This is a genomic window from Plasticicumulans sp. (genome assembly GCF_035331805.1).
In the GTDB taxonomy this organism is placed as follows: Bacteria; Pseudomonadota; Gammaproteobacteria; order Competibacterales; family Competibacteraceae; genus Plasticicumulans.
Genome location: NZ_DAOLKE010000055.1, coordinates 1 through 15869 on the forward strand (window position 1 = coordinate 1; position 15869 = coordinate 15869).

The window sequence follows — 15869 nt, forward strand, 5'->3', positions numbered from 1 at the left end:
CCGGCCGCTTTCAGCATGAAGTCGGTGATGCGCTGCATCGGTTCGCGCAGCCGTTCGGTGTCGATGACGATATACCCGGCCGTCACGTCGGCACCGCTCTTGTGGTTCAGCAGCCGTTTCAGCGCATACGCCGGGATGTCGAGGGATTCGGCGATGGTGATGAAGGTCCGGCGCAGGTCATGCGGGCAGAAGGTGATGCCGGTTTCGGTCGCGATGCGCTCGATCAGCCGGCGCACGTCGCGCACATGCGGGAACAGCAGCGTTGCCGGATCGGTGCCGGCGGCCTCGATGCGGCTGCGCAGCAGGGTTTCGAGCCGGTCGGACAGCGGCAGGGTATGCGGGCGGCGGTTCTTGGTGTCCGGCACCGTGAGGGTGCGGGCGGCGAGGTCCACGTCGGCGACACGAAGCTGCGCGGCCTCGTTCTTGCGCAGGCCGGTGAGCAGCAGCAGTTCGAGGTAGGCGCGGGCATCGTCGTCGTAGCGCGGACCGCGCACCGGCTGCACGCGCCAGAGCGCCGCATGCAGGTCGGCAAGCTGCGTCGGCTTGATGACGGTCTGGCGCCGCTCGATGCGGTGCCATGCGCGCGTCGCTGACAGGCGCCGGGTCGGGATGTCGGACAGGATCGGTGCGCCGTCCTCGTCCTCGTACTTGCCGGCGGCGTAGGTCATCAGCGCCCGCAGCACGCGCATTGCATAGTTGGCTTCAGCCTCGCTGCCGCGGCGCACGCTGCGCCCGTTCACGACGTAGCTGCGCGGCTCGCTCAGGCTGGCGTGCTTGCGCTCGACCATGTCGCGGCTGATCGACAGCAGCGGCTTGTCCTTCCACTCGGCGAGGTTCACTTCGACTTGTCGGCGGTAGCCGGCGACGGTGCGCGGCTTCAGGTCGCGCCCCTTCAGGTAGTCGTCGAGCACGTCGGCCAGCGTCAGCTTGCGCGCCCGGTCGGCGCGCTTGACGGCGTTCGGGTCGGTGCCGTCGTTGATCTGCACATGCGCGCCGGTTGCTGCCTTGCGCGCCTGTTCGACGGTCATTTCCGGAAAGCGGCCCAGCGTTACGAAAGTCGGCTTCCCATTCACCCGCCGTTGCAGGATGAACGACTTCACCCCTTTATCCGTAACGCGAATTGCCAGCGCCGGGCATTCGGTGTCGAGCAGGGTTTCGCGCTTGCCGGCAGCCGCTGCAGGCACGGCCTCCAGAGCACGCTTCGTGAACTTGAATCGGGTCGTCGGCATCGGGCTTCACCATGTCGGGCATACGCCGGGCATACGCCGGGCATACGGTTTGGGTGGTTTCGAGTGATGCCCGGTGATCGAAGCATGCGCCCAAGTGACTGAAATATCAACGATCAGTGATGACGGGTGATGATGGGTGACGGGGCGGAAATCAGACTCGAAATCGGATGGGCGGTAACACGCCACCCGGGTTCGAATCCCATCCTCTGCGCCAGAGCCGATGATCCACGAAGCCCGCCCGGTGCGGGCTTCGTGCTTTTCGGCATTCCGGTTTCACCATCACGACTTCATGCATCGGTTCCGGTTGCGGGATTGTCAGTCGGGCGATGACGGCCGCCATGGGCGTCATGCATCCGGAAAACATCGCACCACAACCACTGCTGTCACGCGGATCGCTCATTCATTGCCTCGGAGTCCGTGAGGGCAGTGAGTTTCAGCGGATGCCGGATCACGCCGGAAGCCTTTCCTGTAAGGAGTCGTGGTCACCGTCCTGATGGTCCTGAGGCAACGTCCGGTGTCTGGCTGATCTGCTTCCGGTTCCTGCTCAGGCTTGTGGCTGTGCAAAGACTTGCCTGTTCTGCGCAGGAACGTGCATCGACACCGGCCGTACTCCGGCGTGTAAGCATCGGAGCGTGATCGACGATTTTTCGCCTCGCCGGAACCAAGCCGGCGAGCATGGGTCCATGTGTTCGTTGCGATGATTCAGGCCGTCATTCAGATGCGTCGACGCTTTGCGGATCGGCGGGAGTGTCTGTCTGACCGCGTAATTGCCAACAACAAGACCAACAGGAGAACCTCCCATGTCGCTCGGTACGATTCTGCTGATCGTGTTGATCCTGCTGCTGATCGGTGCCATTCCAGCCTGGCCGCACAGTCGTGACTGGGGCTATTACCCGAGTGGCGGTCTGGGGCTGGTCGTGGTGGTTGTGATCATTCTGGTATTGATGGGCAGAATATGACGGACGTGCATTCGCCGAATTTGGCGTGATGCACGCAAACCGCATGGTCTGATCCATCTCCATTCGTTCAACCGCGGCCTGTCCGGTCATTGCCGGACAGGCCGCGGTTTTTGTGTATGCCAATTCTTTTGTCCGGAAATCCTGCGGGTGTGCAGACGGGGCTGCAGGGCCTGCAAATGCCTTCCCTGGCACTGCAGCTCGCCGTGCACCGCAAACCGGTTTCACGCGGAATGTCACCGGGATCGGGGCTCGCCGTCTGCCGCCCGGTCTCCAGGCCCGGAGGCCCGGTTTGCAGCGCCGCCGCACACGACTCCCTGGTATTTCTGCCGAGCGCAGTTGCGCCCGCCCGCCAGGCCCCCGCCGTGGACGTGCCGCACCGCACCAGACTACGATCCCCCGACCCGCACCGGCCGTTCGCGCCGACCTTCCCCGCAAGCGCTGCTCCCAGCAAGGCCCGTCCATGCCCGTGACCGATGACAAGGGGCTTCGTGCCCGCGTGAAGCTGTTCGGCAATCTGCTCGGCGAGGTGCTGCGCACGCAGGAGTCCGGGCAGGTGTTCGATGCCGTCGAGGCCTTGCGCAAGGGCTTCATCGAGCTGCGCACCAGTGAGGACCCGGCGCGGCGCGCGCAGCTGATGGCGCTGATCGAGGCGCTCGACCCGCAGACGCTGACGCACGTGCTGCGCGCGTTCAGCAGTTACTTCCTGCTCGCCAACATCGTCGAGGAGGACTGGGCGCATCAGGAGCGTCGCCACCGCGTCGCCAGCGGTGAGCCGCTGTGGCGCGGCAGTTTCGATGACACCGTGCGCGAACTCGTCGCCGCCGGCGTCAGCGCCGGGCAGATGCAGGGCCTGCTCGACAGCCTGCTGTTCCAGCCGGTGTTCACCGCACATCCGACCGAAGCCAAGCGCCGGGCGCTGCTGGAAGCGCAGCGGCGCATCTTCGTGATGGCCAAGAAGCTCAACGATGCCGGGCTCGGCGGCTATGCGCGTGAGGCGGTCGAACGCCAGTTGCTGAACCAGATCCAGATCCTGTGGAAAACCGACGAGGTGCGCGTGCACAAGCCGCAGGTGCGCGACGAGATCGTCAACGGCCTGTACTACTTCCGCGAGACGCTGTTCCACGCGCTGCCGCACATTTACCGCAACCTCGAACGGGCGCTGGCCACGAATTTCGGCGAAGCCGCGGCGGCGATCCGCGTGCCGAGTTTCATCCGCTACGGCTCGTGGATCGGCGGTGATCGCGACGGAAATCCCTTTGTCACGCACGTGGTCACCGCGCTCGCCGTGCGTTTGCAGGCGCGTACGGTGCTGCGCGAATACGTGCAGCGGCTCGAAGACCTTTCACACCTGCTGACGCATTCGAGTTCGCTGGTGCGCCCGTCACTGGCATTTGCCGAGCGGCTGGCGGCCGATGCGCCGCTGGTGCCGGAGGTCTATGCCGACGAGCCGCATCGCTTCAGCCAGGAGCCGTACCGGCGCAAGCTGTTCCTGATGCGCGCGCGGCTGCTGCGCAATCTCGACCGGCTGAATGCAGCGATCGACGGGCATGAGGCACCGGTTGCTGCCGGTTATGCCAGCGAGCGCGATTTTCTCGAAGACCTGTACGCGATCCGCGATTCGCTGCATTCGCACGGCGACGGCAATCTCGCCGATGCGGAGCTGAAGGATCTGATCCGGCTCGCCGAGAGTTTCGGGTTTTATCTCGCGCAACTCGACGTGCGTCAGGAATCGACGCGCCATACCGATGCCGTGACCGAACTGTTCGCGCGCGCGCCGAACCTGCCCGATTACGCGGCGCTGTCCGAGGATGAGCGCCTGCAGGTGCTCGGTGAACTGCTCGCGCATCCGGGCACGCCGCTGCTGTATGCCGAGGATCTCTCCGAGAACACGCGCGAGATTCTCGCGGTATTGCGGACCGTTGCCAGCCTGCGCGACGAGATCAGCCCGAATGCCTTCGGCGCCTACGTGATCTCGATGACGCACGCGGCGAGTCACGTCATGGAGGTGCTGTTCCTCGCGAGCTTCGCCGGACTCGCCGGCCGGCGCGGCGATGGCAGCTGGTTCTGCGATCTGCGCGTTTCGCCGCTGTTCGAAACCATCGCCGATCTCGCGCACATCGAGCCGGTGCTCGAACGTCTGCTCGACAATCCGACCTACCGCGAACTGCTGGCGGTGTCGGGCAACGTGCAGGAGGTCATGCTCGGGTATTCGGATTCGTGCAAGGACGGCGGCATCCTGGCCTCGGCCTGGAACCTGTACCGCGCGCAGAAGAAGATCGTCACGATCACGGCGCGCCGCGACATCCGCTGCAAGCTGTTCCACGGCCGCGGCGGCACGGTCGGTCGCGGCGGCGGCCCGACGCACGATGCGATCCTCGCGCAGCCGGCCGGCACCGTGCAGGGACAGATCAAGTTCACCGAGCAGGGCGAGGTGCTGTCGTCGAAGTATTCGAATCCGGAAACCGCGGTCTACGAGCTGACGATGGCGATCACCGGCCTGATCAAGGCCAGTCGCTGCGCGGTGACCGAATGCATTCCGGACGAACCGCAGTTCCTGACGGTCATGGAACAGCTCGCAAAGGACGGCGAGCAGGCCTACCGGCAGCTGACCGACCACACGCCGCGTTTCATCGATTACTTCTACGAGGCGACACCGGTCACCGAGATCGGGCTGCTGAACATCGGTTCGCGGCCCTCGCACCGCAAGAAGGCCGATCGTTCCAAGTATTCGGTGCGTGCGATTCCGTGGGTGTTCGGCTGGGGGCTGTCGCGGCAGATCATTCCGGGCTGGTACGGGCTCGGTGCGGCGCTGTCGGCATATCGCAGCGGCGACAGCGGCCGGCTCGATACGCTGAGGCGCATGTATGCCGAATGGCCGTTCTTCCGCTCGCTGCTCGCGAATGCGCAGATGTCGCTCGGCAAGTCGGAAATGGGCATCGCGCACGAGTACGCGCAGCTCTGTCTGGAGTCCGGCACCGCGGATGACATTTACGGCACGATCCGCAGCGAGCATGACGAAACCGTCGCGCAGGTGCTGGCGGTTGCCGGCATCGAGGAAATCCTCGACGAGAATCCGCGTCTGAAGCTGTCGCTGGCGCGGCGCGATCCGTATCTGGACCCGATCAACCACATCCAGATCTGCCTGCTGCGCCGCTACCGTCAGGCCGAAGGCGGCGGCGAGGCCGAGCGGGCGCTGTGGCTCAATCCGCTGCTGCGCTCGATCAACGCGCTGGCGGCGGGCATGCGCAACACCGGCTGAGGCCCGGCAGCGGGCGGCGTCCGTGTCGTCGCCCGCGGACCTCTGCGCTCACGCCAGCCGCAGCAGCGGATCCTGCCGGTAGAAGGCCCGCAGCTGCGCGTAGACCGGCGGATACGTGGCGTTCAGCACCGCCGGCGTCTCGAAGAAGGCTTCGCTCAGCACCGCGAAGAACTCGGCGGGGCTGTCGCTGGCGTAGGGATCGATCGCGGTGTCCTCGCCGGCATCGACGTGCGCGCAGAAGTCGTCGTAGGCGCGCGTGAAGATGTCGGCCCACGCGCGTACCGACATGCCGCGATGCAGCGGCGGCAGGCCGTTGGCCTCGCCGTTGAGCAGGTCGAGCTTGTGCGCGAGTTCGTGGATGACGACGTTGAAGCCGTCGGTGGCGGTTTCGCTGTCGAGCACGTCGGCCCAGGACAGGATCACCGGCCCGCGTTCCCAGGCCTCGCCGATCAGCGGCCGGCGCAGCTGATGCACGACGCCGGCCTCGTCGGTGAAGTCCTGCCGGGCCATGAATTCGCCGGGATAGACGACGATCGCCGACCAGCCCTCGTACCAGTCGAGGCCGAGGTTCAGCACCGGCAGGCAGGCGACCGCGGCGATGCGCCAGCGCATCGGCGGCGTCAGCGTCAGGCCGGCAGCGGCCTCGAAGGTTTTCTCGTGCAGGAACAGCGTCGCGAGCCGGCGCAGGCGCTGCTGATCCGCCTGCGGCAGGCCGGCGAGGACTGCCTGCGCGTCGCAGGCCGCCTGCCAGGTCGGTGCATCGGCTTCGCTCTGGCGGAGCACGCGCCGGCGACGCCAGTCCCGCAGCCAGCCCATCGTGCGTCAGTCGCGTCGCTGCTGCGTCTGCCGGTCGCGCTGCTGGCGCGCCAGCCAGCGCTCGGACCAGCGCGCCAGCGCCCAGATCGGCGAGCCGATCACGAACACCGCGAGCAGCAGGCACAGGATCACGGCGAGCCAGGCCGGCAGCCGCTGCCAGCCCTCGTTGACCAGCCAGACCAGCGCCGCCGTCATCAGGGCCGTCAGCAGCAGGGCCCCGACCAGTGCCTGCCGCTCACGGGAGTTCATCGTCGCTGTCCTGGGGCTCGATGCGCGAGACCGGCGTCACGCCGGCGGAGGCCGCGCGCTTTTCGAGCAGGTTGGCGATGTGTTCGAGGATCGGCCAGGTCACCAGCAGCTGCGTGAACACGATCGCCGGCATGCGCTCGTGCTTGCGGATGCCGGAGAGGTGCGAGTCGGTGACCTCGATGCCGGTGAAGCGCTCGATCTGGCCCTGCAGCACGTGCACGGCGCGCGGCGGCATCAGGCCGTCGAGGTGGATGGCGTTGGCGCGCCGCCCCCAGTACGAGCGCGGCACGACGGCCAGCGCGAACGGCAGCGGGTCCTCGCCGAGCATCTTGGCGAGGCTGAAGGACATGCGCAGCGGCGGCAGCGGCGTGTGCGCCGGCTGGAAGATCAGCTCCATGTGGAAGCAGCCTTCCGGCGGCCGGTCGCCCCAGTATTCCTCGTTGGCGAGCAGCTTCAGCTTGCTGCGGTTGATCTTGATGACGACGTTGGCGTCGGTCTTCTGGAACTCGATCCAGCGGCGGAACGCCGCTTCGCGCTTGCGGATCTCGTCGGCCAGCGGCTCGACGCGATGCCCGCGGAACTGCGTGTCGCGCGCGATCTTCCAGCCGAGCTTGATGTCGCGGGCCGGATCGACGAACACCGTGTAATCGAGCAGCGACGTGAACTCGGGATACAGCGCGTGCAGGCCTTCGAGCACGAGGATCGGCTTCGGCGAGAACGGCTGCGGCGCAATGAAGGTGCCGGTGCCGTGATCGTAGCGGCGCAGGTGCACGGATTCGCCGCGGCGCAGCGCTTCGAGGTGCTCGCGCAGCAGGCCGAGGTGGTTCATCTCGGGATCGAGCGGCGAACGGCCGGTGCGCGCGCGCGTGGCGCGGTCCTCCTTGTGGTAGCCGTCCATCTCGATCGTGCCGACGATGTCATCGCCGAGCATGCGCCGCAGACCGTTGGTGTAGGTGGTCTTGCCGGCACTGCTGTCGCCGGCGACGCCGATGATCAGCGGCGGACCGGGTACTTCAAGCAGGGAGCGCAGCGTCTGGGCGCGGCGCCGCGAAAGGGACGCGGCGAGCGGAATGGGCATCAGCGACTCCGTAGCGTCGGTATCGCCGGACAGTGTGGACAGCGGGGCGGGGGGGGATCAAGGCCGCGACCCTGGAAGTCGGGCAAAACAACGGGGGAAGACCTTGCGGCCTTCCCCACCAAACAAGACGGTACTTCCGTTGTACTTGGCAAACCTGCCCGCAGCGGGAACGGACAGTCGCGTTTTTAATAGAAGCAAATGATGGGCCAGTTTATAAAAAACTTTATTTTCAATTGCTTATTATGTTTCGCCCGGGCTTGCCGTAAGGAATCCTGACAATGTGATGCCGCTCGCCGGTTCAGACGGTGCGCACCGCCTGCGAGCGCCGGCCGCCCTTGCGGTCCCGCCGTTCCCGCCACGCGCGCCAGCCGAGCAGCACGATCAGGATCGCGCCGTACAGCAGCGGCTCGCGCACGTCGGCCTTGACCAGCCACAGGTAGTGCAGCACGGCGAGCACGCCGATCACGTAGACGCTGCGGTGCAGGCTTTTCCAGCGCCGGCCGAGGCGGCGGATCATGCGGTCGGTCGAGGTCAGCGCCAGCGGTATCAGCAGCGCCCAGGCCAGGAAGCCGACGCTCAGGTAGGGACGCTTCAGGACTTCGTTGCCGAGCATGTAGAAATCGAGTTCGAGATCGAGCGTGAAGTACAGCGCCATGTGCACGCTTGCATAGAAGAACGTGTACAGGCCGAGCATGCGCCGCAGCCGCAGCGGCCAGCTCCAGCCGCTGAGCTGGCGCAGCGGTGTCGCGCACAGCGTCAGCAGCAGCAGGCGCAGCGCCCAGTCGCCGGTGGCGTGTTCCAGGGTCTCGACCGGATTGGCGCCGAGCCCGGCCTCGAAGCCGCGCCAGATCAGCAGGCCGAGCGGCAGCAGGCAGAGCAGGAACACCAGCGGCTTGAGGCCGGTCGGGGCGGTGTTCGTTGGGCGGACAGAGCTCATCGTGGCGGACAAGGGGCGGATTCCTGCAGCAAGGGCGTTACCGGATGGTACGGGCGGCAAGGCCGTGCGGATGCAGCGGCCCGGGCTGTGGCGGGGGCGCCGTCGTCATCCGCGTGCGGCAAGTGCTTGTGCTAGCGTATGTGCCTTTGTCTGAAAGCCCGTCATTGCCGAGCGTTCCTTCATGTTCCGTCCGAATCCCTGCCCGCAGCGCGCCCGGGGCGCGCTGCGGGTTCTCGCCATCGTCCTGCTGCTGATCGGCCTGGGCACTCCGCTGTCGCTGCCCGCGCAGACCGATCCGCCGCCGCCGCGTGCGCTCGCGGACCTGCTCAACGACTGGAAGGCCACCCTCGATGGCCTCGGCCGGCAGCTCGCCACCGGCAGAAGCGAGGAAGCCGATCTCGAGAAGATCCGCACCGAGGCCGAGCGCGTGCGCAGCGCCGTGCAGGCCAGCCGCGGCGAGGCGCTCGGCAAGGTGGCCGCCGCGCAGCAGCTGGTCGAGGCCCTCGGGCCGCCGCCGGCCGAGGGCCAGCCGCCCGAGGCGAAGGACGTGGCCCGCCAGCGTCAGCAGCTCGGCGCCGATCTCGGCGCCGCCGAAGGCCGGGCCAAGCAGCTCGACGTGCTCGAAGCGCGCGCCAACGGCCTGATCAACGATGCCTCGCGCGCGATCCGCGAACGCATCGCATCGAGCCTGCTGGCGCGTGGCCCGAGCACGCTCGAAGCCGATGTCTGGTCGCTCGGCGGCACGCAGTTCGCGCTCGGCCTGCAGCAGCTTTCGGCCGGTCCGGTGGCGCGCTGGCAGTCCAACGGCTTCGCACCGCTGTTCGCGAAGAGCGCCGGCACGCTGTTCGTGCTCGCGATCGGGCTGGCGGCGGCCTGGTGGCTGCGGCGCTGGCTGCTGGCGCGCTACGGGCGCAACGACATCGAGGCGGCCCCGAGCTACAGCCGCCGCGTCGGGGCGGCGCTGGCCGAGGGCTGCTGCCGGGCGCTGCTGCCGAGTCTGGCGGCGGCCGCGGTCGCGCTGACGCTGCACGTGACCGGGCTGGTCGAGGCACCGGGCCGGCCGATGCTGATCGGCTTCACGGTCGCGGTGATCTTCTACGTGCTGGTCACCGGCATCGACAGCGCCGCGCTGGCGCCTTCGGCCCCGGCCTGGCGGCTGACCGGCCTCGACGATCGCAGCGCCCGGGCCTTGTCGAGGCGGCTGAACCTGATCGCCGCGGTGTTCGCGCCGCTGCTGCTCGCGTCGCTGGCGGCCCCGGCGCTGAACCTCGCCGAGGAGGGGCGGGCGCTGGTGGTGTGCATCGGCAGCGTCATGCTCGGGCTCGCGCTGCTGACGGTCACGCGCCGCGATACCTGGCAGCGCACCGAGGGCGAGGCGCCGGCGGTCGAGGCCGCCGATGCGCTCGATCCGCTGGCCGGCCAGCGCCCGGAGGGCGAGGCGGCACCGAATCGCTCGACGCTGGCCGAGCCGTTCTGGGCGCTGATGCGCTTTGCGGTCGCGCTGATCGCGGTCGCCGCGCCGGTTGCCTCGCTGCTCGGCTACGTCAACCTCGCGCGCTACCTGCTCGAAAACCTGGTCTGGACCGCGCTCGGGCTGGCCGGCTTCGTGATCGTGCGCCGGCTGATCGGCGAAGCCGTCGACCGGCTGGTGCTGGTCGAGGGGGCGCACCGCGGGCCGCTGGCGCGAATGTTCGCGCTGAAGGCCGGCAGCTCGCAGACGCTGGCCTTCTGGCTGATGCTGCTGATCGACCTGACGCTGCTCGCGCTCGCCGGCGTGCTGCTGCTGCTGCGCTGGGGCGTGCGCTGGGCCGACATCCAGAACGGCCTGAATGCGCTGCTGTACGGCTTCAAGCTCGGCGGCATGACGCTGTCGCTGCTCGATGGCCTGCTCGCCATGGCGCTGTTCGCGGCGGTGCTCGCCGCGAGCCGCGTCAGCCAGCGCGTGCTGGAGGAGCGCGTGCTGCCGCACACCCACCTCGACGCCGGCCTGCGCAACTCGCTCAAGAGCGGCATCGGCTACGTCGGGCTCGCGATCGCGATCGCGGTGGCGGTCTCGACGCTCGGCATCGACCTGTCGAAGGCCGCGCTGCTCGCCGGCGCGCTGTCGGTCGGCATCGGTTTCGGCCTGCAGAACATCGTCAGCAACTTCGTCTCGGGGCTGATCCTGCTCGCCGAGCGGCCGATCAAGGTCGGCGACTGGGTCGTGGTCGGCACCAACGAAGGCACGGTGCGGCGCATCAACGTGCGGGCGACCGAACTCGAAACCTCGCAGCGCGCCTCGGTGATCATCCCGAACTCGATGCTGCTGTCGCAGGCGGTGCTGAACTGGACGCACAAGGACACCTTCGGCCGCGTCGAGATTCTGGTCGGCGTCGCCTACGAATCCGACCCCGAGGCCGTGCAGCGCATCCTGCTCGACTGTGCGAGCGTGCATCCGGACGTGAGCCGCTGGCCGGCACCGAGCGTGATGTTCAAGGCCTTCGGGGCGAGCTCGCTGGACTTCGAGCTGCGCGCCTTCCTGACCAACGTCGAGCTGAAGGGGCGCGTCGCCTCGGATCTGCGCTTTGCGATCTTCAAGGCCTTCCGCGAGCACGGCATCGAGATTCCGTACACGCAGACCGAGGTGCGGCTGCGCGATCTCGAACGCATCGAGACCCTGGTCGACAAGCTCGGCCCGACGCTGCGTCACGCGCAGGGCAGCCGTCCGGCGGCGGTCGTCACGACCCGGCCGGTGCCGCCGGTGCCGGCCGGCATCGAGGCTTCGGGCATCGATACCGGTCCGGCGCTGCCGGTCGACAACGGCGCGCAGGCAGCGGCGGCGGCGGCGGCGCTGTACGCGGTGTCGACGCTCGCCGAGGCCAATGATCCGCGCCGGGACGACGACGACGGCCCGGACCGCGGCAGCCGTTGAGCCGGCGTCGAGGCCGGGGGAGGTGAGGATGCAGCTCTTCGAACGCGGCAGTCCCTGGATCATCGAGCGCCCGGCGGGCACGGCGGTCAGCGTCTGCCGCTGCGGCCACACCGGCAACCCGCCGTACTGCGACGGCTCGCACGCCGATCATCCCGGCTGCAGCCCCGCGCTGCTGCGCGTCGCCGATGACGGCCAGCTGTGGCTCTGCGGCTGCGGGCGCAGCGCGAAGCTGCCGCTGTGCGACGGCTCGCACCGGCGGCCGAAGCCGGCCGGGGACGGCGGCTGAACCCCGCTGCCGTCGCGATCCGCAGCTGAGCCGGACCACGGCGTCCGGACGGAATCCTTCGTCTGCATGGACCGGCGCGACCTTCCGGCGCCGGTCCGTCGTCATGCGCAAAACGCGCAAAAAAAAGCCGGTGCGCTGTTCGCGCTCCGGCTCAAGGAGAGTATTGCGACCACCAGATACAGAGGAGAAACATCCGACAGGAGGATGTTGCAGTGCAGTATCCGGATGCCCCGGCAACCGGTCAACGTGGGAATCGTGATCATTTCTTGATTGTCGACTGAATTTTTCTTAATCCTCCAGGCCCTGCCGACCGTCGGTCGACTTTACAGATAATCGTGTGGCCGGCTTTCGTGCGTTGAGCTGTGTCTGCAAAAAAACGATATAAAACATGATGTTGATTTTATTTTCCGCATTGCGGAAAAACATTGGAACGATCCTTGTACTACCTCACCTGTCAGGGCCGACACCGCTGAATCCCTTCAGGGATGCTGATGTGGTAGCGGCCGGATCCCGTGCGGAGCCTGCCGCGTGGAGCGTCCGATGCCTCGTCCGCTTGATCCCCTCCTTGCCGGACTCTGCAGCCTCGCCATGCTGGGTCCGGTGGTCGCCGAGCCCGGTTGCGGGCTGTCCGTGGACGAACTGCACCGCATCGCCGGTGCACCCGCCCGGGAGCATTACGACCGCGTCACCGCCCTCCCGGCCGGTCTGCCGCCGCTCGCGGCCTCGGACTGGCCGGCGCCGACCTTCGTCGAGCGCCATGAGGGCCGTTGCCGTGTGCTGTACGGCGGCAACAAGGCCGGGCCGGCGGCGACGGTCGACATCGACACCCGCGGCAACATCCTCGGCATCCGCAGCTACCACGCCGCCAAATGACGATAAAGCCCGCCCCGGCGCGCCCGGTGGTGCGCCGGAGGCGAGCGCGAACACCCGCCACCGGCGGGAGGAGCGCACTCCGATGAAGCCGTTTTCTGCCGTTTTCCGCGTGCATCGACCGCAGCCCCGGGCCGTCCTGAGCGCAGCCCTGCTCGCTGCGCTGGCCCCTGCCGTGGCCGGGGCAGCGAGCCTGAGCGCCAACTACGACGCCAGCTACACGCTCGGTGGCAACGACGTGACCGCCGCGCTGATCGACAACTTCGACGCGGCGATGGCGATGTGGGAGGCCGCACTGCCGGACAGCTCGATCAACCTCAGCATCGACGTGCGCCTCGCCAACCTCGGCGGCGACGGCAACGCCGGCCTGACCACCTATCTGACCCGCAACGCCACCAGCGGACAGGTCAACTCGGCGCGCATCGATTTCAACAACAACACCAGCCTCTGGTATCTGGACGCCTCGCCGACCAACAACGACGAGTTCGACATGGTCCAGTACTTCCGCAACTACAACCCGGCCAACACCGCCGAGATCGATGCCGGGCGCGTCGGCAACGCCAATGTCGCGGCCGCGCAGGGCAACTGGGACTTCCTGTCGGTGGCCGTGCACGAGATCGGGCACGCGCTCGGCTTCGGCCAGAACGGCAGCGATCCGGCCAACTACACGCTGTTCGGCACCGAGGTCGGCGACGGCGATGTCGACATCGATGCCGGCTTCAACGTGCTGTTCGAGCAGAACCGCAATCCGATCACCGCCGTGCCGGTCACCGGCAGCCACATCGACGGCAGCGGCGCGAACAGCGACTACAACACGGCGTCGCTGGCCGATCCGGGCTTCGCGCGCGGCCAGCGCTCGCTGATCTCCGATGTCGACACGCTGGCGATCGGCTCGCTGTACGACCTGCCGGCCGACGGCGTGAAGCTGAACTTCGACTATGACCAGTCGGTGCTGCTGACCGGCCTCGGCGGTCCGGCCGGCTACGGCGAACTGACGCAGGGCCGCAACGACGACGGTTCCTCGGGCCTGCTCGACCTGCCGTTCGAGATCAACTTCTTCGGCAACGTCTACGACGCGCTGTACGTCAACAACAACGGCAACCTGACCTTCAACTCGCCGCTCGGCACCTTCACGCCGGAGTCCTTCCCGGTCGCCAACCAGCCGATGATCGCACCGTACTGGGGTGACGTGGACACGCGCTGCGCGGCCTGCGGCGAGGTCTACATTGCCGCGCCGGACGAGAACACCGTGGTCGTGACCTGGGATCAGGTCGGCTACTACAGCAATCACTCCGATCTGCTGAACACCTTCCAGGCCGTGCTGCGCAAGCGCGCCGACACCAACACGGCCGGTCAGACCGGCAACAACTTCGATGTCGAATTCCGCTACGGCTCGCTGAACTGGACCACCGGTGACGCCAGCGGCGGCACCGGCGGCTTCGGCGGCACGCCGGCGCAGGCCGGCTTCGATGCCGGCGACGGCATCAACTTCCTCGCGCTGCCGGGCTCGCTGACCGGCGGGATCACCAGCATCGAGATCTCCGGCAACACCACGCCGCTGGTGCCCGGGCTGTGGACCTTCGCGATCCGCAACGGCGCCCTGCCGGGCTCGACCCCCGACAATCCGCTGCTGCCGGTCGTCACCGATACCGGCTTCGTGTTCGACTTCAACGTCGGCGACATCAACGACCAGATCTTCATCGACCCGATCATCGCGATCGGCTACGACTACTTCGTCGATTCCGGGCCGAACTTCGCGTCCGTGCTGCTGCCGACCGGCATCGGTGACGATCTCTTCGACCTGTGGCTGTTCGATGCGCTGCTCAACGACTGGGTCGACAGCGGCGTCGACATCGCCGGCGGCACGCAGCACTTCTTCGCGCCCGGCGGCGTCAGCCGCTTCCGCATCCTCGGCATCGAGATCGCCGCGTTGCTCGATCCGGATGATCCGACGGCCTTCGTGACCGGCCTGACCTTCGCCGGAACCGGCCAGGTGTCGATGCGGCAGGTGGCGATCCGTTTCGATACCGACCAGCCAATCGGCATCCCGGAACCGGCCGGCCTCGCGCTGCTGGCGTTCGGGCTGCTCACGATGTTCGGCCGTTGCGCACACGGACGGCGCTTCGCGGCCTGAGTGCCGCGCGGGTCGGGCAAACCGCTGCCGCCGTGCTCACGCAGGCGGCGGCAGCACCTTGCCGGGGTTCAGGATGCCCTCGGGATCGAGTGCGGCCTTCACGCGCCGCATCAGTTCCAGTTCGACCGGCGACTTCCAGCGCGCCATCTCGCCGGTCTTGATGCGGCCGATGCCGTGCTCGGCCGCGAAGCTGCCGCCGAAGCCGGCGACCAGCCCGTGCAGCAGTTCCCGCAGCCGCGGCCCTGCGTCGAGAAAGGCCGCCGGCGCCATGCCCGGCGGCGGACTCAGGTTGAAGTGCAGGTTGCCGTCGCCGGCGTGGCCGAACACGTAGGGGCGCACACCGGGCAGCTCGGCCGCGAGCGCCGCGCAGGCCTGCTCGACGAAGGCCGGCAGATCGGCGACGGCAACCGCGAGATCGTGCTTGAGGCTCGGCCCCAGCAGCGGCTGCGCCTCGACGATCGCCTCGCGCAGCCGCCAGAGTGCATCGGCCTGCGCCCCGGACTGCGCGAGCACGGCATCGACGATTTCGCCGGCCTCAAGCGCAGCGGCGAGCAGCGCCTCGACTTCGGCCTGCACGCGCGGGTCACGGCCATCGAAGCCGGCGAGCAGCATCCACTGCGGCAGCGGCTCGAACGGCGTGCGACAGCCCGGCAGGTGGCGGCAGGCGGTGTCGAGCGCGAGGCGCGGCAGCAGCTCGAAGCGGCTCGGGCCGCCGTCGCCGTAGCTGCGGGCGCGTGCAAGCAGCGCCGGCACCACGGCAAGCGAGGCCGGCACCAGCAGCGCCGTCGCCTGCGCGCGCGGCAGCGGCTGCAGCTTCAGCACCGCGGCCGTGATCAGCCCGAGCGTGCCTTCCGAGCCGATGAACAGGTCGCGCAGGTCGTAGCCGGTATTGTCCTTGCGCAGCCGCCGCAGGCCGTCCCAGACCCGGCCGTCGGCGAGCACGACCTCCAGGCCCAGACACTGCTCGCGTGCCATGCCGTAGCGCAGCACGTTGAGGCCGCCGGCGTTGGTGGCGAGGTTGCCGCCGATGCGGCACGAGCCCTCGGCCCCGAGCGACAGCGCCAGCAGCCGGCCGGCGGCGCGCGCAGCGGCCTGCACGTCGGCGAGGATGCAGCCGGCCTCGACGGTGATCGTGTCGCCG

Annotated in this window: 13 protein-coding genes; 7 read left to right on the top strand and 6 right to left on the bottom strand. The window is 68.1% G+C overall.

Features of this window, described 5'->3' with window-relative positions; translation table 11 throughout:
• Positions 1 to 1229: integrase family protein (locus PKE44_RS06200; RefSeq protein WP_324549125.1), on the bottom strand; the 1229-nt coding region annotated here is incomplete at its 3' end.
• Between the two features lie 800 nt (positions 1230 to 2029).
• Here PKE44_RS06200 and PKE44_RS06205 point away from each other — a divergent pair.
• Together PKE44_RS06205 and ppc are read left to right on the top strand one after the other, a co-directional pair.
• On the top strand, positions 2030 to 2188 hold the full coding sequence (locus PKE44_RS06205; RefSeq protein WP_324549127.1) for a DUF3309 family protein: 159 nt from the start codon (positions 2030 to 2032) through the stop codon (positions 2186 to 2188).
• 460 nt (positions 2189 to 2648) lie between these two features.
• The gene (ppc, locus tag PKE44_RS06210; RefSeq protein WP_324549129.1) at positions 2649 to 5447 is read left to right on the top strand and encodes a phosphoenolpyruvate carboxylase; all 2799 of its coding nucleotides are present in this window, start codon (positions 2649 to 2651) and stop codon (positions 5445 to 5447) included.
• A 48-nt stretch (positions 5448 to 5495) separates the two neighbouring features.
• On the opposite strand, the gene PKE44_RS06215 is transcribed toward ppc, so the two are convergent.
• From PKE44_RS06215 to PKE44_RS06230, 4 genes are all read right to left on the bottom strand, one after another.
• Positions 5496 to 6263, bottom strand: a complete 768-nt coding sequence (locus PKE44_RS06215) for a M90 family metallopeptidase (RefSeq protein WP_324549131.1) — start codon at positions 6261 to 6263, stop codon at positions 5496 to 5498.
• Between the two features lie 6 nt (positions 6264 to 6269).
• On the bottom strand, positions 6270 to 6512 hold the full coding sequence (locus tag PKE44_RS06220; RefSeq protein WP_324549133.1) for a hypothetical protein: 243 nt from the start codon (positions 6510 to 6512) through the stop codon (positions 6270 to 6272).
• Positions 6499 to 7590 (bottom strand): phosphoribulokinase, encoded by a 1092-nt coding sequence (locus PKE44_RS06225; protein WP_324549136.1) that lies wholly within the window; start codon positions 7588 to 7590, stop codon positions 6499 to 6501. Before PKE44_RS06225 ends, PKE44_RS06220 begins: the two co-directional genes overlap by 14 nt.
• A 298-nt stretch (positions 7591 to 7888) precedes the next feature.
• Positions 7889 to 8539: a protein-methionine-sulfoxide reductase heme-binding subunit MsrQ gene (locus PKE44_RS06230; RefSeq protein WP_324549138.1), complete on the bottom strand. Its 651-nt coding sequence runs from the start codon at positions 8537 to 8539 to the stop codon at positions 7889 to 7891.
• A gap of 169 nt (positions 8540 to 8708) precedes the next feature.
• Between PKE44_RS06230 and PKE44_RS06235 the strand changes: the two genes are divergently transcribed.
• The 5 genes from PKE44_RS06235 (at position 8709) to PKE44_RS06255 (ending at position 14728) form a co-directional block, all read left to right on the top strand.
• A complete protein-coding gene (locus tag PKE44_RS06235) occupies positions 8709 to 11438 on the top strand; it encodes a DUF3772 domain-containing protein (RefSeq protein ID WP_324549140.1) in 2730 nt (909 codons plus the stop codon).
• Positions 11439 to 11466: 28 nt separating this feature from the next.
• Positions 11467 to 11724 carry a CDGSH iron-sulfur domain-containing protein gene (locus PKE44_RS06240; RefSeq protein ID WP_324549143.1) on the top strand — a complete coding sequence of 86 codons (258 nt, stop codon included), beginning with the start codon at positions 11467 to 11469 and terminating at the stop codon, positions 11722 to 11724.
• Positions 11725 to 11790: 66 nt separating this feature from the next.
• Positions 11791 to 11994, top strand: a complete 204-nt coding sequence (locus PKE44_RS06245; RefSeq protein WP_324549145.1) for a hypothetical protein — start codon at positions 11791 to 11793, stop codon at positions 11992 to 11994.
• 270 nt (positions 11995 to 12264) lie between these two features.
• A complete protein-coding gene (locus PKE44_RS06250; RefSeq protein WP_324549147.1) occupies positions 12265 to 12597 on the top strand; it encodes a hypothetical protein in 333 nt (110 codons plus the stop codon).
• 82 nt (positions 12598 to 12679) lie between these two features.
• The gene (locus tag PKE44_RS06255) at positions 12680 to 14728 is read left to right on the top strand and encodes a nidogen-like domain-containing protein (protein ID WP_324549149.1); all 2049 of its coding nucleotides are present in this window, start codon (positions 12680 to 12682) and stop codon (positions 14726 to 14728) included.
• A gap of 36 nt (positions 14729 to 14764) precedes the next feature.
• Here PKE44_RS06255 and PKE44_RS06260 read toward each other — a convergent pair.
• On the bottom strand, positions 14765 to 15869 hold a 1105-nt coding region (locus PKE44_RS06260), incomplete at its 5' end, for an FAD-binding oxidoreductase (RefSeq protein ID WP_324549152.1).